This window comes from Enterobacter sp. 237C8 (assembly GCF_034106865.1).
In the GTDB taxonomy this organism is placed as follows: domain Bacteria; phylum Pseudomonadota; class Gammaproteobacteria; order Enterobacterales; family Enterobacteriaceae; genus Enterobacter; species Enterobacter asburiae_B.
On sequence record NZ_JAWNDF010000006.1, the window covers coordinates 44,966 to 67,785 of the forward strand.

At 57.8% G+C, this 22,820-nt stretch carries 24 protein-coding genes; 13 read left to right on the plus strand and 11 right to left on the minus strand.

The window, feature by feature from the left end; genetic code table 11:
- The first annotated feature begins 103 nt into the window (after positions 1-103).
- On the plus strand, positions 104-1,300 hold the full coding sequence (locus USF70_RS16335; protein ID WP_033147086.1) for an NAD(P)/FAD-dependent oxidoreductase: 1,197 nt from the start codon (positions 104-106) through the stop codon (positions 1,298-1,300).
- 32 nt (positions 1,301-1,332) lie between these two features.
- Here USF70_RS16335 and USF70_RS16340 read toward each other — a convergent pair whose 3' ends face one another.
- Entirely contained in the window at positions 1,333-2,271 is a 939-nt protein-coding gene (locus USF70_RS16340; protein ID WP_094934863.1) for an NAD(P)-dependent oxidoreductase, read from the minus strand.
- The gene (locus USF70_RS16345; protein WP_058842012.1) at positions 2,271-2,963 is read right to left on the minus strand and encodes an RraA family protein; all 693 of its coding nucleotides are present in this window, start codon (positions 2,961-2,963) and stop codon (positions 2,271-2,273) included. Before USF70_RS16345 ends, USF70_RS16340 begins: the two co-directional genes overlap by 1 nt.
- A 169-nt stretch (positions 2,964-3,132) precedes the next feature.
- Between USF70_RS16345 and USF70_RS16350 the strand changes: the two genes are divergently transcribed.
- Positions 3,133-3,870: an IclR family transcriptional regulator gene (locus USF70_RS16350; RefSeq protein WP_033146857.1), complete on the plus strand. Its 738-nt coding sequence runs from the start codon at positions 3,133-3,135 to the stop codon at positions 3,868-3,870.
- A gap of 37 nt (positions 3,871-3,907) precedes the next feature.
- Here USF70_RS16350 and USF70_RS16355 read toward each other — a convergent pair whose 3' ends face one another.
- Entirely contained in the window at positions 3,908-5,242 is a 1,335-nt protein-coding gene (locus USF70_RS16355) for an MFS transporter (protein ID WP_033146856.1), read from the minus strand.
- A 317-nt stretch (positions 5,243-5,559) separates the two neighbouring features.
- On the opposite strand from USF70_RS16355, the gene USF70_RS16360 reads away from it, so the two are divergent.
- Positions 5,560-5,958 carry a potassium channel family protein gene (locus USF70_RS16360; RefSeq protein WP_023309546.1) on the plus strand — a complete coding sequence of 133 codons (399 nt, stop codon included), beginning with the start codon at positions 5,560-5,562 and terminating at the stop codon, positions 5,956-5,958.
- A gap of 166 nt (positions 5,959-6,124) precedes the next feature.
- Entirely contained in the window at positions 6,125-7,150 is a 1,026-nt protein-coding gene (locus tag USF70_RS16365) for a TerC/Alx family metal homeostasis membrane protein (protein ID WP_024908851.1), read from the plus strand.
- A gap of 60 nt (positions 7,151-7,210) precedes the next feature.
- On the opposite strand, the gene USF70_RS16370 is transcribed toward USF70_RS16365, so the two are convergent.
- Complete coding sequence (locus tag USF70_RS16370; protein ID WP_014885577.1) at positions 7,211-7,873, minus strand: HAD family hydrolase; 663 nt, start codon at positions 7,871-7,873, stop codon at positions 7,211-7,213.
- 239 nt (positions 7,874-8,112) lie between these two features.
- On the opposite strand from USF70_RS16370, the gene USF70_RS16375 reads away from it, so the two are divergent.
- Positions 8,113-8,640 (plus strand): NlpC/P60 family protein, encoded by a 528-nt coding sequence (locus tag USF70_RS16375; RefSeq protein WP_414464682.1) that lies wholly within the window; start codon positions 8,113-8,115, stop codon positions 8,638-8,640.
- Between the two features lie 5 nt (positions 8,641-8,645).
- Here the strand turns inward: USF70_RS16375 and USF70_RS16380 are convergent, their stop codons facing one another.
- Both USF70_RS16380 and USF70_RS16385 read right to left on the minus strand, forming a co-directional pair.
- Positions 8,646-9,440 carry an SDR family NAD(P)-dependent oxidoreductase gene (locus USF70_RS16380; protein ID WP_045403298.1) on the minus strand — a complete coding sequence of 265 codons (795 nt, stop codon included), beginning with the start codon at positions 9,438-9,440 and terminating at the stop codon, positions 8,646-8,648.
- A 32-nt stretch (positions 9,441-9,472) separates the two neighbouring features.
- Complete coding sequence (locus USF70_RS16385) at positions 9,473-10,354, minus strand: LysR family transcriptional regulator (RefSeq protein WP_032662157.1); 882 nt, start codon at positions 10,352-10,354, stop codon at positions 9,473-9,475.
- 99 nt (positions 10,355-10,453) lie between these two features.
- Between USF70_RS16385 and USF70_RS16390 the strand changes: the two genes are divergently transcribed.
- The 8 genes from USF70_RS16390 to arnF all read left to right on the plus strand — a co-directional run bounded on the left by USF70_RS16390 (position 10,454) and on the right by arnF (position 18,659).
- On the plus strand, positions 10,454-10,957 hold the full coding sequence (locus USF70_RS16390; protein ID WP_008503103.1) for a phenolic acid decarboxylase: 504 nt from the start codon (positions 10,454-10,456) through the stop codon (positions 10,955-10,957).
- 326 nt (positions 10,958-11,283) lie between these two features.
- Entirely contained in the window at positions 11,284-12,423 is a 1,140-nt protein-coding gene (arnB, locus tag USF70_RS16395) for a UDP-4-amino-4-deoxy-L-arabinose aminotransferase (RefSeq protein WP_320735813.1), read from the plus strand.
- 1 nt (position 12,424) lies between these two features.
- A complete protein-coding gene (arnC, locus tag USF70_RS16400; RefSeq protein ID WP_029740674.1) occupies positions 12,425-13,408 on the plus strand; it encodes an undecaprenyl-phosphate 4-deoxy-4-formamido-L-arabinose transferase in 984 nt (327 codons plus the stop codon).
- A complete protein-coding gene (gene arnA, locus USF70_RS16405) occupies positions 13,405-15,387 on the plus strand; it encodes a bifunctional UDP-4-amino-4-deoxy-L-arabinose formyltransferase/UDP-glucuronic acid oxidase ArnA (protein ID WP_320735814.1) in 1,983 nt (660 codons plus the stop codon). The genes arnC and arnA overlap by 4 nt, the downstream gene beginning before the upstream one ends.
- Positions 15,384-16,286 carry a 4-deoxy-4-formamido-L-arabinose-phosphoundecaprenol deformylase gene (gene arnD, locus USF70_RS16410; RefSeq protein WP_058842007.1) on the plus strand — a complete coding sequence of 301 codons (903 nt, stop codon included), beginning with the start codon at positions 15,384-15,386 and terminating at the stop codon, positions 16,284-16,286. Before arnA ends, arnD begins: the two co-directional genes overlap by 4 nt.
- Positions 16,283-17,938, plus strand: coding sequence for a lipid IV(A) 4-amino-4-deoxy-L-arabinosyltransferase (arnT, locus tag USF70_RS16415; RefSeq protein ID WP_320735815.1), 1,656 nt, complete (start codon positions 16,283-16,285; stop codon positions 17,936-17,938). The genes arnD and arnT overlap by 4 nt, the downstream gene beginning before the upstream one ends.
- On the plus strand, positions 17,938-18,273 hold the full coding sequence (gene arnE, locus USF70_RS16420) for a 4-amino-4-deoxy-L-arabinose-phosphoundecaprenol flippase subunit ArnE (protein ID WP_039263049.1): 336 nt from the start codon (positions 17,938-17,940) through the stop codon (positions 18,271-18,273). Before arnT ends, arnE begins: the two co-directional genes overlap by 1 nt.
- Positions 18,270-18,659: a 4-amino-4-deoxy-L-arabinose-phosphoundecaprenol flippase subunit ArnF gene (arnF, locus tag USF70_RS16425; RefSeq protein WP_094934868.1), complete on the plus strand. Its 390-nt coding sequence runs from the start codon at positions 18,270-18,272 to the stop codon at positions 18,657-18,659. The genes arnE and arnF overlap by 4 nt, the downstream gene beginning before the upstream one ends.
- Here arnF and acpT read toward each other — a convergent pair.
- From acpT to USF70_RS16450, 5 genes are read right to left on the minus strand one after another with little or no spacing between them, the layout of a single operon-like run.
- Complete coding sequence (gene acpT, locus USF70_RS16430; RefSeq protein ID WP_048981452.1) at positions 18,607-19,224, minus strand: 4'-phosphopantetheinyl transferase AcpT; 618 nt, start codon at positions 19,222-19,224, stop codon at positions 18,607-18,609. The genes arnF and acpT overlap by 53 nt on opposite strands.
- A gap of 2 nt (positions 19,225-19,226) precedes the next feature.
- Positions 19,227-20,456, minus strand: a complete 1,230-nt coding sequence (locus USF70_RS16435) for a beta-ketoacyl-ACP synthase (RefSeq protein ID WP_320735816.1) — start codon at positions 20,454-20,456, stop codon at positions 19,227-19,229.
- Positions 20,453-21,184: a 3-ketoacyl-ACP reductase FabG2 gene (locus tag USF70_RS16440; protein ID WP_032662188.1), complete on the minus strand. Its 732-nt coding sequence runs from the start codon at positions 21,182-21,184 to the stop codon at positions 20,453-20,455. The genes USF70_RS16435 and USF70_RS16440 overlap by 4 nt, the downstream gene beginning before the upstream one ends.
- On the minus strand, positions 21,181-21,654 hold the full coding sequence (locus tag USF70_RS16445; RefSeq protein ID WP_047059877.1) for a 3-hydroxy-fatty acyl-ACP dehydratase: 474 nt from the start codon (positions 21,652-21,654) through the stop codon (positions 21,181-21,183). Before USF70_RS16445 ends, USF70_RS16440 begins: the two co-directional genes overlap by 4 nt.
- On the minus strand, positions 21,651-22,820 hold the full coding sequence (locus tag USF70_RS16450) for a beta-ketoacyl-[acyl-carrier-protein] synthase family protein (protein ID WP_320735817.1): 1,170 nt from the start codon (positions 22,818-22,820) through the stop codon (positions 21,651-21,653). The genes USF70_RS16445 and USF70_RS16450 overlap by 4 nt, the downstream gene beginning before the upstream one ends.

Sequence of the window (22,820 nt, forward strand, 5' to 3'; positions counted from 1 at the left end):
ATTCTTTAAATTTCAATGAAATGGCTTTGTAATATCTTTTTACGCTGGTGTGACCACAGAGGAAACTTTACAATCCGCGGCAGTTAACAAAGAGGGTTTTGACGTGGAAAGGTTTGATGCCGTGGTAATTGGCGCCGGTGCGGCGGGTATGTTTTGTGCGGCAATGGCCGGACAGGCGGGTCGTCGCGTGCTGCTGCTGGATAACGGTAAAAAGCCCGGCCGTAAGATCCTGATGTCCGGCGGTGGGCGCTGCAACTTTACTAATCTGTATGTTGAACCCGCGGCCTATTTGAGCCAAAACCGTCATTTTTGTAAATCTGCGCTGGCGCGCTACACCCAATGGGATTTTATCGACCTGGTGGGTAAGCACGGCATCGCGTGGCATGAAAAGACGCTGGGACAGCTGTTCTGCGACGACTCCGCGCAGCAGATTGTCGATATGCTGGTGGCCGAGTGCGAGAAGGGCGGCGTCGTCATGCGCCTGCGCACGGAAGTGCTGGAAGTCGCCCGCGACGACCAGGGCTATACGCTGCAGCTGAACGGTGAAACCGTCAGTGCGGATAGCCTGGTGATCGCCAGCGGCGGCCTGTCGATGCCGGGGCTGGGCGCCTCCCCGTTCGGCTATAAGATTGCCGAACAGTTTGGCCTTAAAGTCTTGCCTACGCGCGCCGGGCTGGTGCCGTTTACGCTGCATAAACCGCTTCTTGAACAGCTTCAGACGCTGTCTGGCGTGTCTGTTCCCTCGGTCATTACCGCCGAAGACGGGACGGTGTTCCGCGAAAATCTGCTCTTTACCCATCGCGGCCTCTCCGGCCCGGCGGTACTGCAAATCTCCAGCTACTGGCAGCCGGGGGAGTTTGTCACGGTTAACCTGCTTCCCGACTGCGATCTCGACGCGTTCCTTAACGAGCAGCGTACCGCGCACCCGAATCAAAGCCTGAAAAACACCCTGGCAATGCAGCTGCCAAAACGTCTGGTGGAATGTTTGCAGGCGCTGGGGCAGATCCCGGACGTATCGCTCAAGCAGCTTAACAGCCGCGAGCAGGAAACGCTGGTCGAGACCCTGACAAACTGGCGCGTTCAGCCAAACGGCACCGAAGGCTACCGCACCGCAGAAGTGACGCTGGGTGGCGTTGACACGAATGAGCTCTCGTCCCGCACCATGGAAGCGCGCAACGTGCCGGGGCTCTATTTTATTGGCGAAGTGATGGACGTCACTGGCTGGCTCGGCGGGTACAACTTCCAGTGGGCATGGGCAAGTGCCTGGGCGTGCGCTCAGGCGCTGGCAGAAGACAAGTGACATAAGAGCACAGCCACTCGTCACGGTTGGCTTTACGAGCTGACGGTGGTGACGTCTGTCACAGCAAGAATATTGCTCGCGGCCACGGTCCCCATCCTGATATATGACGCTGCGGTAACGCCGCCAATATGCGGTGAAATAACCACGTTTTCTACGGACTGCCAGAGGTGCGGCGCGGTCAGCGGCTCGTGGGTAAAGCTGTCCAGCGCGGCGCTGTGCAGCGTGCCATCCCTGAGCGCCGTCAGTAACGACTCATCGTGGATCAGCCCACCGCGTGCCGTATTGACCAGAATTGCGTTCCGCTTGCAGTGTGCGAGCGTTTCGCTATTGATCATCCCCCGATTCTCATCGGTCAGCGGACAGTGCAAAGAGATGACATCGGAACGGGAAAGAAGTCCGTTCAGCGTTTCTGCGCGTTCGCACAGGGCAGGCATAGTCTTAGCATAGGGATCGTAAGCCAGCACTTTCATGCCGAAAGCGTGACCAATAGTCGCCACGCGCGAGCCGATAGCACCCAACCCAATTAGCCCTAACGTTAAGCCCTCCAGTTCAATGGATTTATGCGTCGCCTTATCCCAGTGCCCGTCTCGCAGCCGCTTGTCCAGAGGCACCACTGACTTTGCGCAGGCGAGGATCAGCGCCCAGGTATGTTCAGCCACTGCCGCCGCGTTTGCACCTGGCGCAGCCCGGACGGCGATGTTGCGCTCGGCCGCTGCCGTCTGGTCTATCACATCGATCCCGCTTCCGTGCTTGGAAATAACCTGCAAAGCCGGGGCGGCATCCATAACTTTCTCGGTGATCCTGCCGTAACGTACCAGGATCGCCACAGGATTGTGTCGTTTACACAGCGCGATCAGGTCATCTTCTGTGGGCTGGCGGCCCGCAAACACTACCTCAAAGCCCTGTAACATCACCATGGCCTGCTCCGCCAGGTCGCTTCCGGTAACCAGCACTACGTCTTTGCCCCCCATCACAGCGTCTCCTCGTCGCTCAACATACCTGCCTTACGAAGCGCGTCATCAAGCCAGTGTGGACGTAAATCGCCTTCACGGATGGCGGCAAGACGCCGGGTCTCCATCTCCAGCTTTTCTTTTGCCAGAGCGATAACCTCCTGAACCTCATCGCGCGGGATGACGACCACGCCGTCGATATCCGCGACAACAAGATCCCCGGCCTGAACCGTCGCCCCGGCGACTGAAATGGGATGATTAACCCGGCCAGAAATTAACTTTGTCGGGCCGCAGGGGTTCAAACCGGCAGAAAAGACGGGGTAGTGACCTTTGCTCAGGGTGTCGGCGTCACGTACAGCGCCATCAATAATAATGCCCGCAATGCCGCTCGCCTGAGCCTGAGTGGCCATGATTTCGCCAAGCAGCGCGCAGCTCAGGTCGCCTTTGCCATCGACGATCAGGACATCGCCGGGCTGCGCCACCGCCATCGCGGCATGAATCGCCAGATTATCACCCGGGCGGACTTCAACGGTGATGGCCGGACCCGCAACGGACATGTGTGGGGCCAGCGGTTTGATGCGGCCATGAAGCGTACCGCGGCGACCGGCCACGTCGGCCAGAATAGCTGCCTGATACTCGGCCGCCCGACGTACGTCCTCGGCAGAAACGCGCTCGAAATGGCGATTAATCGGTTTTTTTTCATTAACGGACATAAATGCCTCCATATTGTTTTACTGAGTACAATGCAGGTGTACAGAACAAAACAACTATAGCGGTGTTGCTTTCCTTTTAGCCAGACCCGAGGTGGCGTTTGTGATGTAAACACGAAGTGACTCACAAAATTTGAGGTACACTCACTGCCGGGCTAAAAAGGAGATAATGATGGGGAATGAAGGCGTTGTAGCGGTTGAAAAAGCGCTGGCTTTACTGGATTGCTTCCGTCCTGGAGATGAGAGCCTGACGCTGACCGCGCTGGCACAGCTGTCGGGTTATCACAAAACCACGGTTTACCGCTTGATGAATTCTCTTGAACGGATGAATTACGTCGTCAGGCATGAAGACGGCAATTATGCGCTGGGCCCACGTCTGCTTTACCTCGGCAAGCTGTATGAACAATCTTTCCATCTTTCCCGGGTGGTTCAGCCAGAGCTTCAGGCCTTATCCCTGGCGTCTCAGGAGAGTGCCAGCTGGTATGTGCTGGAGGGAGGGCAGCGGCTTTGCCTGTTTCGCGCTGAAGCGTCGCATGGCCTGCGACACAGCAATCTTCCCGGCAGCCAGTTCCCGCTCGATAATTCGGCCATCAGTAAGGTATTACGCCATTGGGGGCTCAATGAAAGCCTGCCGGAGGGAGACGCTGAACTCCCATTCTACACGTCAGGCGCGCGCGACCCCCATACCGCTGCGTTTGCGATGCCTGTCTTCGGCGTTCACGACAAGCTGGTTGCGGCGTTAGCCCTGACCGGCCCCATCTCGCGGCTGACGGAAGATCGTCGTGAGAAGGAAATAGGGCAGTTGATGAAGGCGGCTGCAAGCCGTCTGTCGCAGAAAATGGGCGCCAGCAAGCCCTTCTGTCAGCAGTTCTTTGGTGAAACGAGCGACGCGGCGGAAGAAAATCTTTAAACGCAGAAGCGGGACAAATGTCCCGCTTCTGTCATCGTTAATGCGTGACCTGTTTTTCGTGTAGCTGAGCGCGGCGGGCCTGCCGCCCCATAATGAGCACCGCGATACCCCCGGCCACGCACAGCGCGGCCAGCGGAAGCATTGCCAGCGTGTAGCTGCCTGTCCGCTCATTGATAATGCCGTACGCGTTTACCATCACCGCCCCACCTATCAGGTTTGCGATGGCGCCAATCGCGGCCAGTCCCGCCGCCGCTGAGGTACTGCTCATCCAACCGGACGCCAGCGCCCAGAAAGGCCCTTTCATTGAATAAGCGCCTATCAGCATAATGCTCAGGATAACGATCGTGGCAGACAGCGAGACGCTTACAAAGGCGGCGAACACACCTGCGGCAATCATGAACAGCGTGAGTGCGGTATGCCAGCGGCGTTCGTTGGTACGATCGGAATTCCGTCCCCATACAATCATCAGAACCGATGCCAGACCGTAAGGAATGGCGTTAAACAGACCTGTCTCAAGGTTATCCAGATGGAAGGATTTCAGCAGTTGAGGAGACCAGACGCTGATGGTGGTGCCCGCGGAAGATGCACCCGCGTAAATCAGCGCCATCAGCCAGATCTGACGATGCTTTAGCAACTGCCACGTCGTCTGGTGTCCAATGTTCTTTTGCTGGCTACGCTCGGTCTCAAGCGTGGTTTCCAGCCACTTTTTCTGTTCATCACTGAGCCAGCTCGCCTGATGAGGGCGATCCCGGAGAATAAACCAGGCTGCAATACCCAGCAGCACCGCCGGCAAGCCTTCAATAATGAACAGCAGATGCCAGCCGCGAAGACCCAGCCAGCCATCCAGTGACAGTATCAACCCGGAAAGCGGGGAGCCGATGAAGTTAGCGAGCGGGATGGCGACCATAAAGGACGCAATAATGCGTGCGCGGTAGCGGGACGGGATCCACCAGGTCAGATACAGCACGACGCCCGGGAAGAAGCCCGCCTCTGCAGCACCGAGAAGAAAACGGACGATATAGAGCGACGTGGTGTTCTGCACCAGGGCCATACACATGGAGACGATGCCCCAGCTGATCATAATGCGCGGGATCCACAGCCGGGCGCCGACTTTCTGCATGGCCAGGTTGCTGGGTACTTCAAACAAAAAATAGGCCACGAAGTAAAGACTGCTGGCGAAGCCAAACGCGGCTTTGCTGAGGCCAAGGTCCTCATTCATCTGCAGCGAAGCCATGCCGATATTCCCGCGATCGATAATGGAGACCAGGTAACTGACAATCAGAAACGGGAGAATACGCCAGATCACCTTCCGCATCGTCTCTCTTTCTATGTCCTCGGTGGCGGTAGCGCCGTTACGTAAATGTTCTGTCATTGTGTCCTCGCAGGGTTTGTTCTTTGTTTTATTAGGTACAACTCAGTTTTATTAAACAAAACCACTATAGCGACGGCGCGTTATTTTTATCCAGTTAATGGAAGGTTTAAATGATGTAAATAAGAGGTGACTCACAGATAGTGCGCTGCAGATATATCGCTCACAGCAGTCGAACCAGCCGCAAAGAGGGCACGCTGCAAGGGAGATAATCACGCAACGCAATTATTGCACCAACTTTTCCTCGTCATTCAACTAAGCTTCGACCAGGTGCCCCGCCTCGTTCGCGGGGCCAGATTCCTTTTGGTCGAGCACGCATCATGCAGCTACTCAGTATTATTATTTTGCTTACCCTTACCGTGGTGATCCATTCGCTGTGGATGTTTGGCGTTTTAAAGTTCATCAAATTAGAAGTCGATTCGGCGGTACGCATCGTTTTACGCAATGTCGGTATCGTGATCTCCATGATCTTCGCCCACCTCCTTGAGGCCGGACTGTTTGCTGCGTTTTATTTTGTCATCGACGCGTTTAATGACTGGAACACCAGCTTCTATTTTTCACTGGTCAGCTACGCTACCGTGGGATACGGCGACGTCACGTTACCCCAGCACTGGCGGCTCATCGGCGGGGTGGAAGGGCTGGTGGGCGCGTTGATGGTGGGCTGGTCTGTCGCGGTTCTGGTGGCGGTGCTGCAGCGTTTGCGCGGCATGAGCGCCTAAACGGCAGATGCGCGATCCCCGCCTGGTAAGGTAAAGTACTCCTCCTTGCGTGGCCGGAAGGCCGCGACTTTGAGGGCGAAGAGGCTGATTAACGGCCCGCCCTTTTCTGTTCCTGGTTTACGCCAGTTTGCATGGTGTTGTGTTTTGTCTGCCAAAAGGGTTTTGTATGTCTGCTGCTCATCTCGGTTTCCCGACGGAAACCGTTGTTGTCTTTGTGGTGATGGCCGTAGGGGCGATGTTTATCGACCTCTTTATGCACCGTCACGATAAACCCGTCTCGCTGAAAAGCGCGGCGATGTGGTCCATTTTCTGGGTCATGATGGCGATGGCCTTCGCCGGATTCCTGTATGTTCACCACGGCGCCGAGATGGCGAGCCTGTTCCTCACCGGCTATGCGCTGGAAGAGGTGCTCTCCGTCGATAACCTGTTTGTGATGATGGCGATCTTCGCCTGGTTCGGCGTGCCGGATAAGTACCGTCACCGCGTGCTCTACTGGGGCGTGCTGGGGGCGATAGTCTTCCGCGGCATCTTTGTGGCTATCGGCACCAGCCTGTTAAGCCTGGGGCCGTACGTTGAGGTGATCTTCGCGCTGGTCGTTGGCTGGACGGCGGTGATGATGCTCAGGCGCAATGAAGAGAGTGACGAAGTGGAGGATTACTCGGGTCATCTCGCCTATCGCCTGGTGAAGCGCTTCTACCCGGTTTGGCCGAAAATCAGCAGCAACGCCTTTATTCTGACCCAGAAAGAGGTGGATGCGGAGCTGGAGAAACCGGAAAACCAGGACGTGATGGTCGGACGCGTGAAGAAGGCGAAGCGCTATGCGACGCCGCTGCTGCTTTGCGTAGCCGTCGTCGAACTCTCTGACGTCATGTTCGCGTTTGACTCCGTGCCGGCCATTATTGCCGTGAGCCGCGAGCCGCTGATTATCTACAGCGCCATGATGTTCGCCATTCTCGGCCTGCGTACGCTTTACTTCGTGCTGGAAGCGCTGAAGCAGTATCTGGTGCACCTCGAGAAAGCCGTGGTGCTGCTGCTGTTCTTCGTGGCGTTCAAGCTGGGGTTAAATGCCACCGATCACTTCTGGCATCACGGTTACAGCATTGGCGCGACGGCCAGCCTGTTTGTGGTATTGGGCGTGCTGGCGCTGGGGATTATTGCGAGCGTGATGTTCCCGGGGAAACGTGAGGCCTGATGTACCGCCTTTCTCCCTCTCCCTGTGGGAGAGGGCCGGGGTGAGGGCACCGGACCGCACCTAACCCTTAATCGGTGAATTCCGACGCTTGCGCGGGTGATGGAAGTGCCGCCAGTGCGGATCCTGCGCCGCCGCCAGCAGTTCGTGGTCGCCGCGGGTGTCTCCCCAGGCGCGCAGGTGATAGGCGTTCAGATCGCCATACACTTTTTCCAGCCTTGCCACCTTCTGGGCGCAGCGGCAGTTATTGCCCGTGATGCGCCCCGTCAGCTTGCCGTCTTTCACTTCCAGCTGCGTGCCAATCAGCTTAATGCCCAGTTTGTCAGCCCACGGCTGGAGCACCAGCGCCGGGGATGCGGAACAGATGGTCACCTCCGCACCGGAATTTACCTCAGCCGCCACCGCCAGAACCCCTTCAGGGCGCATCAGCTTGTTCCAGTATTTTTCACAAAAGGCTTCCGCCTGCTGGCGCAGCCAGTGTTCATCCACGCCCGTCAGGAACGTTTTAATCAGCACTTCCTTGAGCTCATCGCGCGTCAGCTTGCGACGCACGCAGTGGAGCGTGGGCAGCGCCATGCGCACCAGGCGGCCCGCGAAGTAGCGTTTACCGAAGGCAAAACGCAGGAAAGGAATAAAGCTGTCGTGGTGCGTTAATGTCCCGTCAAAGTCAAAGACAGAGAGCACGCTGGATTTAGCCACCGTCTCGTCGGCAATCATATTGGTCATAAATACGTCTTAGCTGAAATACACATTCTGCGGATCAGTTTACCTGCTTTAGCTGGACAGTCCTTATATCACCACTCTTTTTTTCTCGATCTTGCGATCTCAAAGTGAGTCCATTTTTGGCCTCGATAACAATTGGTGAAAAAACGAGCTGTCTATATTATCGCCACATCGCAAGATATTTAGGGGAACCATTGGCCCCCACAGGTAAGGAAAAACTCACTCACTACTTCTTTCTTGATATGACTCTTAGATCGCTTATTTCAATCCTCACGTTAAGTTTTGCTTCGTTTTCTGCGTTCAGCTTTCAACTTCCAGCGTCGATGTTATCGATGAACAGCGAGCTGGCGGCATCACCGGCGAAATCTGCGCTGGTGCATCAGGAAACAGGTCCGCTGCGCTCGCGTATTCTCGATCAATACCAGAAATGGAAAGGCACCCAGTATCGGTGGGGCGGAACCACGCATCGCGGGGTGGATTGCTCCGCACTGATGCAGCACCTGTTCAGCGATGCGGCGCATCTTAATTTGCCGCGCACGACGAGTGAACAGATCCATCGCGGCGTGCAGGTGGCGCAATACCGCCTGAGAGCCGGCGATCTGGTCTTCTTCCAGACCGGCCCGAACCGCAAGCACGTTGGCGTTTATATTGGCGAAAACCAGTTTATTCATGCCTCAACCAGTCAGGGCGTAACGGTCTCAACCCTGACGGATGATTACTGGCAGGCACACTACATTACCGCTCGTCGCATTGCAGGCAGCGCGGCCTGACAGCGTCAGATGATGTCATCCACGACGCCACCGTCGACGCGCAGCGCCGCGCCCGAGGTGGCGGAGGCCTGGGTCGAACAGACATAAATCACCATATTGGCCACCTCTTCAACCGTTGCCGCGCGCTGGATAACCGAGCTGGGGCGGTTGGCCATCACAAACTCTTTCGCCAGCTGCTCCAGCGATTTGCCGGTTTTTTCGATTTCATCTTTCATCATCTCTGCGAAACCGTCAGACATCGTCGGGCCCGGCAGGACGCTGTTGACCGTCACGCCGCTCCCCGCCACAAACTTCGCCAATCCGCGCGCCAGCGAGAGCTGCGCCGTTTTGGTCACGCCGTAGTGGATCATATCCGCCGGAATATTGCAGGCCGACTCGGAGGAGATAAACACCACGCGTCCCCAGCCTTTCTGCACCATACCCGGCAGCAGGGCGCGGGACAGACGCACGCCGGACATCACGTTGGTCTGCCAGTAACGCTCCCAGGTCTCATCGTCGGTGGCATAGAAATCCTGCGGACCGTAAATCCCGGCGTTGTTGACCAGAATATCGACGTTATTCGCCACCTTCAGAAGCGACTCGACCCCTTCCGCCGTGCTGAGATCGGCAATCGCGGCACGCACCTGTACGCCCGGCACCACCTGCTGGAGCTGCTGAATGCCTTTATTCACCGATTCCGTGCTGCGGCCATTGACGATCACTTCCGCACCGCTTTCTGCCAGACCTCTGGCAATGGCGAATCCGATCCCGCCGGTTGAGGCGGTCACCAGCGCCACTTTCCCCGCAAAGTCGATTTTCATCATCTGCTCCTTATCGTTTTAACGTTCGGACCTTAAAGCGTAGCAGGTGAGGATGACGGCTCCTGGCTAAAAAGGCGCAACAGCGTCTCAACCTGTTCATCAAGCGGGGCGAGGGAACGTTTAACAATCAGGTGAAGCGGCGTTGCCCTGCGCGCGCCGTGGCTCAGCGGCAGCCGTTTTAGTACACCCTGATCCAACTGGGTCTGGATGCGTTCCTCTGGCAGCCAGCCGTAGCCGACCTGAGAGACGACGGCTTCAATCGCGGCATCGATGGTGGAGAAGGTCCACGACTCGCCGGCAGCACGCGCGGCGGGCTGGCTGTCCGCAATCTGGATGAGCGGCCACGGGCGCAGCATCTCATCATTTAGCGGCGCGTCGAGGTGAAACAAGGGATGCCGGGAATGGGCCACGGCAACAAAGTCGATATTCATCAGCCATTCTCCGAGCCCGGTAATGTCCTGGCGGCGGGTTAAGACCATCACATCGGCTTCGTCGTTAATGGCATCGGCGCGGGTATTTTCCAGCACCTCGGTCAGACGTACCTGAGTCTGCGGATACTGCTGCTGGAACTGACGAAGAATAGCGAACAGGCGGCGGCGCGGGAAAATGGAGTCCACCACCAGATCTAACCGCGTTCGCATCCCGTTGCGAAGGGTCGCTGCGCGCGTCTCAACGTACGAAAACGCTTTCAGCAGCGGTTTAACCTGGTTGAGAAGAAGCTCTCCGGCCGGGGTTAACACCGCCCGTCGCCCCTCCGGGACCAGCAGCGCCACGCCGAGCCGCTCCTGCAGCAGCGACAGGTTATAGCTCACCGAGGACTGGCTGCGGTGGGTTTCTTCCGCGGCTTTGGCAAAGCTGCCCGCTTCCACCACTCTTTCCAGTAAAGCCCATTGTTCCAGCGTCGTCTTATGCATGATTTATCTAAAATTTGGATGAATTTGATTAAAACATAGCGTTATTCATTCATTTTTTGAAGGGGTACGATTGTCTCATCAAAACAAAGGAGACATCTTATGAACACCTTCGACAAACACGACTTAAGCGGCTTTGTTGGTAAACATCTTGTATATACCTACGATAACGGCTGGAACTACGAGATTTACGTAAAAAATGAGACCACGCTTGATTACCGTATTCACAGCGGTCTTGTGGCCAACCGTTGGGTGAAAGATCAGCAGGCTTATATCGTGCGGGTAGGCGAGAGCATCTATAAAATTTCCTGGACCGAACCAACCGGTACCGACGTCAGCCTGATCGTGAACCTGGGCGACAAGCTGTTCCACGGCACCATCTTCTTCCCACGCTGGGTCATGAACAACCCGGAAAAAACCGTCTGCTTCCAGAACGACCATATTCCGCTGATGAACAGCTATCGCGATGCGGGTCCGGCGTATCCAACGGAAGTGATTGATGAATTCGCTACGATCACCTTTGTGCGCGACTGCGGTGCCAATAATGAAAGCGTTATTGCCTGTGCGGCCAGTGAATTACCGAAAAACTTTCCAGATAATCTCTAATAAGCGCGACAATTAACTAAAAAGAAAAGTTCCCGGCTATTTCATATTATTTTGAAATGGCCGGGATTTTTTTTGTTTGTTGATGATTGGTTTAAATGAATCCATTTCAAAATGTTGCGAAAGATCACATTAAAAATATTTAATATTAATTTAACTTGTTGTTTTTCAACTAGCTGCTAGTTGTCTTATAACGTTGCAAACGTTGTCTTAATTTTTCCCTAAGGAAAGAGAGCTACTTTGATATAAGTTTATGGTTCGTTGAAATAAACGGGCTGGCATTTGGTTAATATCAAAAACATGCCATTTTTATTGCAAGGAAATTAATAATGAGTGATTTTCTGCCTTTTTCGCGGCCGTCGATGGGCGCTGAGGAAATTGCGGCGCTTCAGGACGTTTTGATGTCGGGCTGGATCACCACTGGGCCTAAGAATCAGGAACTTGAAGAGGCATTCTGTCAGCTTACCGGGAATCAGCATGCGATTCCCGTCTGTTCAGCCACCGCGGGTATGCACGTCACGCTGATGGCGCTGGATATTGGCCCGGGCGATGAAGTCATTACCCCTTCCCAGACCTGGGTCTCCACGCTGAATATGATCGTGTTGCTGGGTGCCACACCGGTCATGATTGATGTGGACAAAGATACATTAATGGTGACGCCAGAAGCCGTTGAAGCCGCCATTACCCCGCGTACCAAAGCCATTATTCCCGTTCATTATGCTGGCGCGCCGTGTGAAATCGACGCCATTCATGCCATCGGTGAACGTCACGGTATTCCGGTTATTGAAGATGCGGCCCATGCCGCCGGAACGTACTACAAGAACCATCATGTGGGATGGAAAGGGACCGCGATTTTTTCCTTCCACGCCATTAAAAATATGACCTGCGCGGAAGGCGGCTTAGTCGTCACGGATAATGCCCAGCTGGCACAGCGGATCCGCAGCCTGAAATTCCATGGCCTGGGCGTAGATGCCTATGACCGCCAGACGCACGGCCGCGCGCCGCAGGCGGAAGTGATCGCGCCGGGCTATAAATACAACCTGGCGGACATCAACGCCGCGCTGGCGCTGGTGCAGTTAGGCAAGCTGAAAGAGGCCAACAGACGCCGCCAGGAAATTGCTGAACGCTACCTGCGTGAGCTTGCCGATACGCCGTTCCAGCCGCTCACCATTCCGTCATGGCCGCACGTGCACGCCTGGCACCTGTTTATTATTCGCGTTGACGAAGCGCGCTGCGGGATCTCACGCGACAACCTGATGGCGGCGCTGAAAGAGAAAGGCATCGGTACCGGCCTCCACTTCCGCGCGGCACACACCCAAAAATACTACCGCGAGCGTTTTCCTGATGTATCGCTCCCGAATTCTGAATGGAATAGCGCGCGTATTTGTTCTCTCCCTCTTTTCCCGGACATGACTCATGACGACACAACCCGCGTCATTACCGCACTCCATCAGCTTGCAGGACATTGATATGTTCAGTGCACCGCCTGTACAAAAAGTTTCCGTGGTAATCCCGGTTTATAACGAGCAGGAGAGCCTGCCCGAACTGATCCGCCGTACAACCGCCGCCTGCGACACGATGGGCAAGGCTTATGAAATTCTGCTGGTGGATGATGGCAGTAGCGATAATTCCGCGCTGATGCTGACAGAGGCCGCGCAGGCCGAAGGCAGCCATATTGTTGCCGTGCTGCTCAACCGCAACTACGGCCAGCACTCGGCGATTATGGCGGGATTTAGCCACGTTACGGGCGATCTGGTCATCACCCTGGACGCTGACCTGCAAAACCCGCCGGAAGAGATCCCGCGCCTGGTCGCCAAAGCCGATGAAGGCTATGACGTGGTCGGCACGGTACGTCAGAACCGTCAGGACAGTCTGTTCCGCAAGCTGGCCTCACGCACCATCAACCGCCTTATCCAGCGCACGACCGGTAAAGCGATGGGCGATTACGGCTGCATGCTGCGCGCCTACCGCCGCCATATTGTCGACGCGATGCTGCACTGCCATGAGCGCAGCACCTTTATTCCGATCCTCGCCAACACCTTTGCCCGCAAGGCAACGGAAATTCCGGTTCTGCACGCCGAGCGCGAGCACGGGGAATCGAAGTACAGCTTTATGCGTCTCATCAACCTGATGTATGACCTCATCACCTGCCTGACCACCACGCCGCTGCGTCTGCTGAGCGTGTTCGGCAGCATCATCGCCGTGGCCGGGTTTGCGTTGTCCGTTCTGCTGGTGGTGCTGCGCCTGGTCTTTGGCCCGCAGTGGGCGGCGGAAGGGGTCTTCATGCTCTTTGCCGTGCTGTTTATGTTCATCGGCGCCCAGTTTGTCGGGATGGGCCTTCTCGGTGAATACATTGGCCGTATCTATAACGATGTTCGCGCGCGTCCGCGCTACTTTATTCAACGTGTTGTCCGTCAGGAACACAAAGCATCTCAAGAGGAAATTCACCCATGAAAGCTGTTGTATTTGCCTATCACGATATGGGGTGCACGGGCACGCTGGCCCTGCTGGAAGCGGGCTATGACATTGCGGCAATCTTTACCCATCCGGACACGACCGGAGAGAATAACTTTTTTGGCTCCGTGGCGCGTATCGCCGCCGAGCGTGGGATCCCGGTTTATGCACCGGACGACGTCAACCACCCGCTGTGGGTGGATCGCATCCGCGCGCTCGCGCCTGACGTAATCTTCTCGTTCTACTATCGCAACCTGCTCTCTGACGAGATCTTAGGTCTGGCCGCAAAAGGCGCCTTTAATCTTCATGGTTCTCTGCTTCCCGCCTACCGCGGCCGCGCTCCGCTGAACTGGGTGCTGGTGAACGGTGAAACGGAGACGGGCGTGACGCTGCACCGCATGGTGCGCCGTGCTGATGCGGGCGCTATCGTGGCACAGCAGAAGGTCGCTATTGATGCGGACGAAACTGCGCTGCAGCTGCATCAAAAGCTGAATGCAACGGCGCAGACGCTGCTGCGTGATGCACTTCCAGGCATCCTCAATGGCACCTTCAGCGAGACCGCGCAGGATGAGAGCAAGGCAAGCATCTTTGGCCGCCGCGCGCCGGAAGATGGTCGTCTGGACTGGAACAAGCCTGCCCGCCAGCTGCACAACCTGGTGCGTGCCGTGACCGACCCGTGGCCGGGCGCGTACAGCTTTGCGGGCGTAAGCAAATTTATCGTCTGGAAATCCCGCGTGCGTGACGACATCCCTGCTGCCAAACCGGGCACCGTCGTCTCTGTCTCTCCGCTGATTGTAAGCTGCGGCGAGCAGGCGCTGGAGATCGTCACCGGACAAACCGACAACGGCCTGTACGTGCAGGGCACGCAGCTGGCGCAGTCTCTGGGTCTGGTGGCCGGCGCGCTGATCACCAGCGCGCCGGTGGTTGCCATCAAGCGCCGTACCCGCGTGCTGATCCTCGGCGTGAACGGCTTTATCGGTAACCACCTGACGGAACGTCTGCTCAAGGACGATAACTACGAGATTTACGGTCTGGATATCGGCTCTGACGCCATCAGCCGTTTCCTCGACAACCCGCGTTTCCACTTCGTGGAAGGGGACATCAGCATCCATTCCGAGTGGATTGAATACCACATTAAAAAATGCGACGTGGTGCTGCCGCTGGTCGCCATTGCCACGCCAATCGAGTACACCCGTAACCCGCTGCGCGTGTTCGAGCTGGACTTCGAAGAGAACCTGAAGATCATCCGCGACTGCGTGAAATACGATAAGCGCATCATCTTCCCGTCCACGTCTGAAGTGTACGGCATGTGTACCGATAAGAACTTCGATGAAGACACCTCCAACCTGGTGGTTGGGCCGATCAACAAACAGCGCTGGATTTACTCCGTCTCCAAACAGCTGCTGGACCGCGTGATTTGGGCCTACGGCGAGAAAGAAGGTCTGCGCTTTACCCTGTTCCGTCCGTTCAACTGGATGGGCCCGCGTCTGGATAACCTCAACGCGGCGCGTATCGGCAGCTCCCGTGCGATCACCCAGCTGATCCTTAACCTGGTGGAAGGCTCGCCAATTAAGCTTATCGAAGGCGGGAAACAGAAACGTTGCTTTACGGACATCAGCGACGGTATCGAAGCGCTGTTCCGCATCATCGAAAACAAAGATAACCGCTGCAACGGTGAAATCATCAACATCGGTAACCCGGACAACGAAGCGAGCATTCGCGAGCTGGCAGAGATGCTGCTGGACAGCTTTGAGCGCCATCCGCTGCGCGACAAGTTCCCGCCGTTTGCCGGCTTCCGCGAAGTGGAAAGCAGCAGCTACTACGGCAAAGGGTATCAGGACGTTGAGCACCGTAAGCCAAGCATTCGCAACGCGAAGCGCTGCCTGAACTGGACGCCGACGGTGAAGATGGAGCAGACCATTGACGAAACGCTCGATTTCTTCCTGCGCACCGTGGAGCTGTCGGAACAGGCCTCATGAAAAAAGTCGGTTTACGCATTGATGTCGACACCTTCAGGGGAACGCGTGACGGCGTACCCAAACTGCTGGAACTGCTGAGCAAGCACGGTGTGCGTTCCAGCATTTTCTTCAGCGTGGGGCCTGACAACATGGGACGCCATTTATGGCGTCTGATTAAACCGGCATTTCTGTTCAAAATGCTGCGCTCGCGCGCAGCATCCCTCTACGGCTGGGATATTTTGCTGGCCGGCACCGCCTGGCCCGGCAGACGTATCGGCGCGGGTAATGAAGCCGTTATCCGTGAGGCGGCGCAGCATCATGAGGTGGGTCTGCACGCCTGGGACCACCATGCCTGGCAAGCCTGGGCGGGCGTCTGGGATATCCCGCGCCTGTCCCGTGAGGTCGAGCGTGGGATGCTGGAGCTGGAGGCCATTACCGGTCAGCCCGTGCGTTGCTCCGCCGTGGCGGGATGGCGTGCGGATCAGCGCGTCGTGAAGGCCAAAGAAGCCTTTGCGTTTCGCTACAACAGCGACTGTCGCGGAACCGGGCCCTTTTTGCCGCTGTTAGGCGAAAATCGCTACGGAACGGTGCAAATTCCGGTTACGCTTCCCACCTGGGATGAAGTGGTCGGGCGCGAGGTGAAGGCGGATGAGTTCAATCGCTACATTCTGGACCGCATCCATCGTGACGCCGGCACGCCGGTGTATACCATCCATGCCGAAGTGGAAGGGATTGCGTATCAGCATGATTTCGACGAACTGCTGACGATGGCCGCTCAGGAGGGCATTGAATTTTGTCCGTTGAGCGAGCTGCTGCCGGACGATCTCAGCACCCTGCCCGTGGGCAAAGTCGTCCGTAATGAAATGGCTGGCCGGGAAGGCTGGCTTGGCTATCAACAAACCGTGAGTCCGGTCCCATGAAAACAGCCCGTTATGGCTTAGCGCTTCTCGCACTGTTTATCGTTTACTACCTCATTCCGGTCGATATTCGTCTGCTCTGGCAGCCTGATGAAACGCGCTATGCGGAAATCAGCCGCGAAATGCTGGCATCCGGAGACTGGGTAGTCCCGCATTTTCTGGGGCTGCGTTACTTTGAAAAACCGATTGCTGGCTACTGGATCAACAGCATCGGGCAGCTGCTGTTCGGGCACACCAACCTCGCCGTGCGCGCCGGTTCTATATTCTCCACCGGGTTAGCGGCGCTGCTGGTCATCTGGATGGCATGGCGTCTCTGGCGAGATAAGCGGACCGCCATTTTCTCCGGTCTTATCTTCCTGACCCTGTTCCTGGTGTATGGCATCGGCACGTATGCGGTGCTGGATCCTATCATCACCCTGTGGCTGGTGGCGGCGATGTGCAGCTTCTGGCTGGCCTCACAGGCCCAAACCGTTGCCGGAAAAGCGGGCGGCTATGTGCTGCTTGGGCTGGCCTGCGGGATGGGGGTGATGACCAAAGGCTTCCTGGCGCTGGCGGTACCGGTGATTGGCGTGCTGCCGTGGGTAATCGCCCATAAGCGCTGGAAAGAGGTGCTGATTTTTGGCTGGCTCGCGATCCTGAGCTGTGTGCTGATTGTTCTGCCGTGGGGGCTGGCTATTGCGCAGCGTGAACCTGACTTCTGGCGTTATTTCTTCTGGGTTGAGCATATTCAGCGTTTTGCCCAGAGCGACGCGCAGCACAAAGCCCCGTTCTGGTACTACATACCGTTCCTGATCGCGGGCAGCCTGCCGTGGCTTGCGCTTTTGCCCGGTGCGATTCGTCTCGGCTGGAATGACCGACAAAACGCGGGTGGCGGGTTCTATCTGCTGGGTTGGGTGGTGATGCCGCTGCTGTTCTTCAGCATCGCCAAAGGCAAGCTGCCGACCTATATCCTGCCGTGCTTTGCCCCGCTGGCTATCCTGATGGCGCGCTATGCCTGCCTCGCGGCGGAAAAAGGTGCCAGAGCGTTACGCATTAACGGCGGGATTAACCTGGCGTTTGGCGTTATCGGCGTGGTGGCGGCGCTGGTGGTCTCGCCGTGGGGACTGTCTAAGCATCCGGTCTGGACGTCGGTCGAACTGTACAAAGTCTTCTGTGCGGTGGTGGCGTTCCTCATCTGGGCCGCGGTAGGCTGGTTTACCTTCAGACAGAGCCAGCAGCGCTGGTGGCTGGCGGCACTGTGCCCCGCAGGGCTGGCGCTGCTGATTGGTTTTGCCATTCCTAACCTGGTGGTGGATTCCAAACAGCCGCAGTCGCTGGTCGATACCGTGCGCGAGCCGCTTCAGGAAAGCCGATTCGTGCTGGCCAATAACGTTGGCGTGGCCGCGGGCCTGGCGTGGGAGCTGAAGCGCAATGACATCACGCTGTTTGGTCAGAGCGGCGAACTGCGCTACGGGCTGGATTATCCCGATGTGAAAGATCGTTTTGTCAGTGAGGACGACTTCGCGCAGTGGCTGGCAGCGCACCGTCAGCAGGGGCGCGTATCGCTGGTGATGCTGCTGTCAAAACACGACGATATTTCACGGGCGAATTTACCGCAGCCGGACAATCTCTATATTCAGGGGCGTCTGGCCTTGCTGGAGTACCTGCCGAAGTGATGACCTGGATCTGGCTGATACTGGCAAGCCTGCTCAGCTGCGCGGGGCAGCTGTGCCAGAAACAGGCCACCCGTCCGGCGAAAGCCGGACGGCGCGGGGCGCATATCGCGCTGTGGCTTGGCCTGGCACTGCTGGCGCTGGGCAGCGGGATGCTGGTCTGGCTGGTGGTGCTACAACGCCTCCCTGTCGGCATCGCGTACCCTATGCTGAGCCTCAATTTTGTCTGGGTGACGCTGGCGGCGAAGGCGTTCTGGCGTGAGCACGTTGCTGCGCATCACTGGCTGGGGGTAGGGTTCATCATCATTGGGATTGTTATCCTGGGAGGGAGCCTGTGAAAGGAGCGTTCTGGGCCTTATGCAGCGTGCTGTTAGTCAGCGCGGCGCAGCTGTTGCTGCGCAATGCCATGCAGGCATTGCCACCGGTCAGTGAGATCCTGGCGCTGATATCCGCGCTGTGGCACTTCTCGTCCGGCACGGGTGCGCTGCTGCTGGGGTTGACGGGGTACGTGGCCTCGATGGGCTGCTGGTATCTGGCGCTGCATCGCATGGCGCTCAGCAAAGCCTATGCCCTGCTGAGCCTCAGCTATATTCTGGTGTGGGGCGCGGCGATCCTGCTGCCCGGCTGGGGAGAACGCTTCTCCTGGCACGGGCTGGTGGGCGTCGGATTTATTATTCTGGGTGTGTTAGTGATTTTTCTGCCCCGAACGTCCCAACGTGAATAATCGACTCGTGGGTCAGGGTGTAAGGGGTCGATGTGCAGACGGCAAGGCTCAGCGAGCCGACCTGTAGCTGGCTGACCGCGTGCGTCTGCGCCGTGCTGTCGATGCTGACAATCTGCCAGGCACTGCCGCCACGCTGTTTCACAATCGCTTCTTTCCGCGTCCAGATACGCCAGAAGGCGGAAAGCCGTTCCTCGGGCGCTTCACGCTCCAGCTCGTCATGCTCGGTCATGCTGAATACCGCATTAGCCAGCGCCTGCCAGTTCTTCCTCGGGCGAATCACTTCGATATCGCAGCCGACTTCACCTTCATCGCTCATCAGCAGGGCGATATCGTCACCGCTGTGGCTCAGGTTGAACCACAGCGGATGACCCTTCGCAAAGGCCGGTTTCCCCTGCTCGCCGTAAATGATGTCGGGGAGCGGGCGAGGGGATAACGTTCTGGCGAGCAGCGTTCTCCCGGCCAGCCAGGAGGCCTGTCGGGCACCCTGAGGCGCCCTGTCTGCGAGCGCTGACGCCAGCGGGTCCGCGCAAAGGGTGGAGATTTTTCCCAGTACAAACTGGTACATAGTTACGCCCAGCGTTTAATGATGATCGAGGTGTTGATGCCGCCAAACGCGAAGTTATTGCTCTGCAGATACTCGCAGTCAATCTGGCGGGCTTCCCCCATAATATAATCTAAAGCACCGCATTGCTCATCCGGCTGCGTTAAATTGAGCGTCGGGGCAAACCAGCCTTCACGCATCATCTGCAGGCTCATCCACGCTTCCAGCGCGCCGCAGGCACCCAGCGTATGGCCAAAATAGCTCTTCAGCGAGGAAACCGGCACGCTGTCACCGTAGATGGCGGCAGTGGCCTGGCTTTCGGCGATATCGCCGCGATCGGTGGCGGTACCGTGCGCGGAGATATACCCCATATCCCGGGCGCTTAATCCCGCCATGGACAGCGACTGCTCCATGCAAATCTGCATGGTTTCACGCTGAGGCTGGGTGATATGGGCCGCGTCGCAGTTAGTGGCAAAGCCCACGATTTCGCCGTAGATCGTGGCCCCGCGCGCTTTGGCGTGCTCGAGCTCTTCCAGAATCAGGGTGCCTGCGCCTTCTCCAATCACCAGACCATCGCGCTGCGTATCAAATGGCGACGGGGTGTGTTTAGGGGCGTCATTGCGCTGGCTGGTGGCGAACAGCGTATCAAATACCGCCGCTTCAGACGGACACAGCTCCTCAGCGCCCCCCGCGACCATCACGGTCTGATACCCGTGGCGAATGGCCTCCCAGGCGTAGCCAATCGCCTGGCTGCCGGAGGTACAGGCGCTTGAGGTCGGGATGACGCGGCCGCGAAGTCCAAAGAACAGGCCGGTATTCACCGCCGTAGTGTGCGGCATCATCTGGACGTAGGTTGTCCCGGTGATGTTATTGGTGTGCTTTTCGGTGAGCATGGTCGCGAATTCGCTGACCGGACCGGTGCTGCCTGTCGAAGAACCGTAGGCGATACCGGTTTGGCCGTTGGTGAGCACCGCTTCGCCAATCAGCCCCGCCTGCTCCAGCGCCAGCTCGGTGGCGCGGGTCGACATCAGCGACACGCGGCCCATGGCGCGAATACGCTTGCGGGTATAGTGTTCCGGCAGCGTGAAATCGTCGATCGGCGCGCCCAGCAGGGTATGCAGGCCATCGTACACCTGCCATTCCGGCATTTTACGCACCGCGTTTTCATACGCCAGCAGCCTGCTGGAAACGGATTGCCAGCTTTCGCCAAAGGCGGTCACGCCGCCCATGCCCGTAATCACCACGCGACGCGTCATAGCATTCCTCCGTTAATGGAAATGACCTGGCGGGTAACGTAGCCCGCAATATCTGACATCAGATAGCTTGCCAGCCCGGCGACCTCTTCAGCCTGGCCCATCCGTTTCATTGGGATGATGGACATGGCTTCCTTCAGCGCGGCCTCTTCCATCTCAATCATGCCAGTATCAATCAGCCCCGGGGCAATGCAGTTGACGGTGATTTTGCGTTTTGCCAGCTCAATCGCCAGCGCTTTGGTGGCGCCGATAATGCCTGCTTTGGCCGCGCTGTAGTTCACCTGCCCGCGGTTGCCCATCACGCCGGACACGGACGATAAGGTGATAATGCGCCCCCCTTTACGGGTGCCAATCATCGGCATAATGCAGGGGTGAATGACGTTATAAAAACTGTCGAGATTGGTGTGGATCACGCTGTCCCAGTCGTCTTCGCTCAGCGCCGGAAAGGCGCCGTCGCGGGTAATTCCGGCGTTGCTGACCACGCCATACCATGCGCCATGGGCTTCAATCTCCTGCTCCAGCACCTCGCGGCACTGTTCGCGGTTGCCCACATCAAAGGCGAGTAAACGACCGTTGCCACCCGCCTGCGTGATGGCGTCCAGCGTCTCCTGCGCGCCTGCGGCATCACGATGGTAATGCACGCCTACGGTAAACCCGTCGGCGGCAAGCTGACGAGCGATGGCGCGCCCTATGCCTTTGCTGGCCCCGGTGACCAGTACGGAACGACTCATGCGTTAGATCCCTGATTAAAAAGCGATGTTAATTCTTCTGCGCTCGGCTGGAAGGTGTTGACCCGGCCCGTGGCCAGCGTCTCTTCATTTGCGGAAATCGCGCATTCAAAGCTGCCGAAGCGTTCGTCCTGCATCAGCAGCTTAACGGTGATGTCCAGCGTCAGGCCTGCGGCGAAACGCCCGCTGGCGCAGACCAGCTCGCGCGCGCCGAGCACCATGCCCAGCGCGATATGATCCTGCCCCTGCTGCTGGCGATGCCAGCCTGACCAGACGCCGACGGTCTGCGCCATCAGCTCGAGCGCGTACCAGCCCGGCAGGTCGCCATCGGCATTGAGAAACGGCGCCAGCACGCTTTGCCCGTTGACCGCAACGCGGCAGACCGCCGTGTCGTCCGTAACGTTCTCAACGGATCCCAGCAGCATCATTGGCGCCTCGTGCGGCAAATAGGCTTCGGGTGATAAGTAGCTCATGAGGCTCTCCCCAGCAGGATGCTGGCGTTATTGCCGCCAAACGCGAACGAGTTAGACAAAATGACCGGTTTTTTCAGAGCGGCTCGCTGGTGCAGCAGGCCGCACGGCGCTAGCGTGTCGTCCGGCGCGTAGCGGGCGAAGTCCTGCGGCGGCAACGGCAGATCGCGCGTCAGAATCAGCCAGCTCAGGGCCGCTTCGGTAATACCGGCGGCGCCCAGCGTATGGCCGGTAAGGTGTTTGGTTGAGCTGCACGGCACGCTTTCCCCGAAGAGATCGTGAACCACCTGCGATTCAATCTGATCGTTGAGCAGCGTGGCCGTGCCGTGCAGGTTGATGTAGCCGATATCCTGCGGCTGCATGCCCGCTTCGTTAAGCGCCTGCGCGATAGCCCTTATCGCCCCTTCACCCTGCGGATGCGGAGCGGAAATATGGTACGCATCGCTGGATTCGCCCGTTCCGAGCAGCGCCACGTCCGCGGACTCCCGGCTCAATACCATCAGCGCGGCGGCTTCACCAATGGTGATCCCCCGGCGGTCGCGACCAAACGGCTCGCAGAGCGTAGGGGAGAAAGATTCAAGGCTGTTAAAGCCGTTGACGGGCATCCGGCTCAGGGTATCGGCACCGCCGACAATGGCGATGTCCACCAGCCCGGCTTCAATCAGACGTTTGCCGCCGATCATCGCCCGTGCGCTGGAAGAGCAGGCCGTGGAGATCGTATAGGCCGGGCCTTCGAGCTGAAGCCAGTTGGCGAGGAAGCGGGACGGATCGCCAAGCTCCTGCTGCGGATACTGCCAGCGCGTGCTCGCTTCGCCATGGGCCATGTGGCGCACGTGCTCATCGCCTTCGTCCAGCCCGGAGGTGCTGGTCCCCAGCACCACGGCCACGCGGTCACGACCGACGCGGGCGATGGCCTCGTCAACGGCGGGCTGAATCTGCGCCAGCGCGGCCAGCAGCAGCTGGTTATTGCGGGTACGGTGTGCGGCGAAGGCGTCCGGGATGGGTGGAAGCTCGCCTTCCACGCCGCCCAGAACGGCTTCGGGTAAACCCTGCAACCAGCCGGTCCGGGCGTGCATCCCTGGCGCCACGCCTGCCGTCAGGTTCGCGGCAATCTCGTCAGGCGAGTTGCCCAGCGCGTTGACCATGCCAACAGCGGATATATAAATCAT

Excerpts from the sequence above, each read along its gene's own strand:
- USF70_RS16340 (WP_094934863.1), bottom strand. The coding sequence starts at position 2,271 with ATGGGGGGCAAAGACGTAGTGCTGGTTACCGGAAGCGACCTGGCGGAG.
- arnB (WP_320735813.1), top strand. The coding sequence starts at position 11,284 with ATGAGTGATTTTCTGCCTTTTTCGCGGCCGTCGATGGGCGCTGAGGAA.
- USF70_RS16370 (WP_014885577.1), bottom strand. The coding sequence starts at position 7,873 with ATGACCAATATGATTGCCGACGAGACGGTGGCTAAATCCAGCGTGCTC.
- USF70_RS16355 (WP_033146856.1), bottom strand. The coding sequence starts at position 5,242 with ATGACAGAACATTTACGTAACGGCGCTACCGCCACCGAGGACATAGAA.
- arnE (WP_039263049.1), top strand. The coding sequence starts at position 17,938 with ATGACCTGGATCTGGCTGATACTGGCAAGCCTGCTCAGCTGCGCGGGG.
- arnC (WP_029740674.1), top strand. The coding sequence starts at position 12,425 with ATGTTCAGTGCACCGCCTGTACAAAAAGTTTCCGTGGTAATCCCGGTT.
- USF70_RS16375 (WP_414464682.1), top strand. The coding sequence starts at position 8,113 with ATGACTCTTAGATCGCTTATTTCAATCCTCACGTTAAGTTTTGCTTCG.
- USF70_RS16360 (WP_023309546.1), top strand. The coding sequence starts at position 5,560 with ATGCAGCTACTCAGTATTATTATTTTGCTTACCCTTACCGTGGTGATC.
- arnD (WP_058842007.1), top strand. The coding sequence starts at position 15,384 with ATGAAAAAAGTCGGTTTACGCATTGATGTCGACACCTTCAGGGGAACG.
- arnT (WP_320735815.1), top strand. The coding sequence starts at position 16,283 with ATGAAAACAGCCCGTTATGGCTTAGCGCTTCTCGCACTGTTTATCGTT.
- USF70_RS16450 (WP_320735817.1), bottom strand. The coding sequence starts at position 22,820 with ATGATTTATATATCCGCTGTTGGCATGGTCAACGCGCTGGGCAACTCG.
- USF70_RS16435 (WP_320735816.1), bottom strand. The coding sequence starts at position 20,456 with ATGACGCGTCGCGTGGTGATTACGGGCATGGGCGGCGTGACCGCCTTT.
- USF70_RS16440 (WP_032662188.1), bottom strand. The coding sequence starts at position 21,184 with ATGAGTCGTTCCGTACTGGTCACCGGGGCCAGCAAAGGCATAGGGCGC.
- USF70_RS16445 (WP_047059877.1), bottom strand. The coding sequence starts at position 21,654 with ATGAGCTACTTATCACCCGAAGCCTATTTGCCGCACGAGGCGCCAATG.
- USF70_RS16345 (WP_058842012.1), bottom strand. The coding sequence starts at position 2,963 with ATGTCCGTTAATGAAAAAAAACCGATTAATCGCCATTTCGAGCGCGTT.
- USF70_RS16350 (WP_033146857.1), top strand. The coding sequence starts at position 3,133 with ATGGGGAATGAAGGCGTTGTAGCGGTTGAAAAAGCGCTGGCTTTACTG.
- USF70_RS16385 (WP_032662157.1), bottom strand. The coding sequence starts at position 10,354 with ATGCATAAGACGACGCTGGAACAATGGGCTTTACTGGAAAGAGTGGTG.
- acpT (WP_048981452.1), bottom strand. The coding sequence starts at position 19,224 with ATGTACCAGTTTGTACTGGGAAAAATCTCCACCCTTTGCGCGGACCCG.
- arnA (WP_320735814.1), top strand. The coding sequence starts at position 13,405 with ATGAAAGCTGTTGTATTTGCCTATCACGATATGGGGTGCACGGGCACG.
- USF70_RS16365 (WP_024908851.1), top strand. The coding sequence starts at position 6,125 with ATGTCTGCTGCTCATCTCGGTTTCCCGACGGAAACCGTTGTTGTCTTT.
- USF70_RS16380 (WP_045403298.1), bottom strand. The coding sequence starts at position 9,440 with ATGAAAATCGACTTTGCGGGGAAAGTGGCGCTGGTGACCGCCTCAACC.
- USF70_RS16390 (WP_008503103.1), top strand. The coding sequence starts at position 10,454 with ATGAACACCTTCGACAAACACGACTTAAGCGGCTTTGTTGGTAAACAT.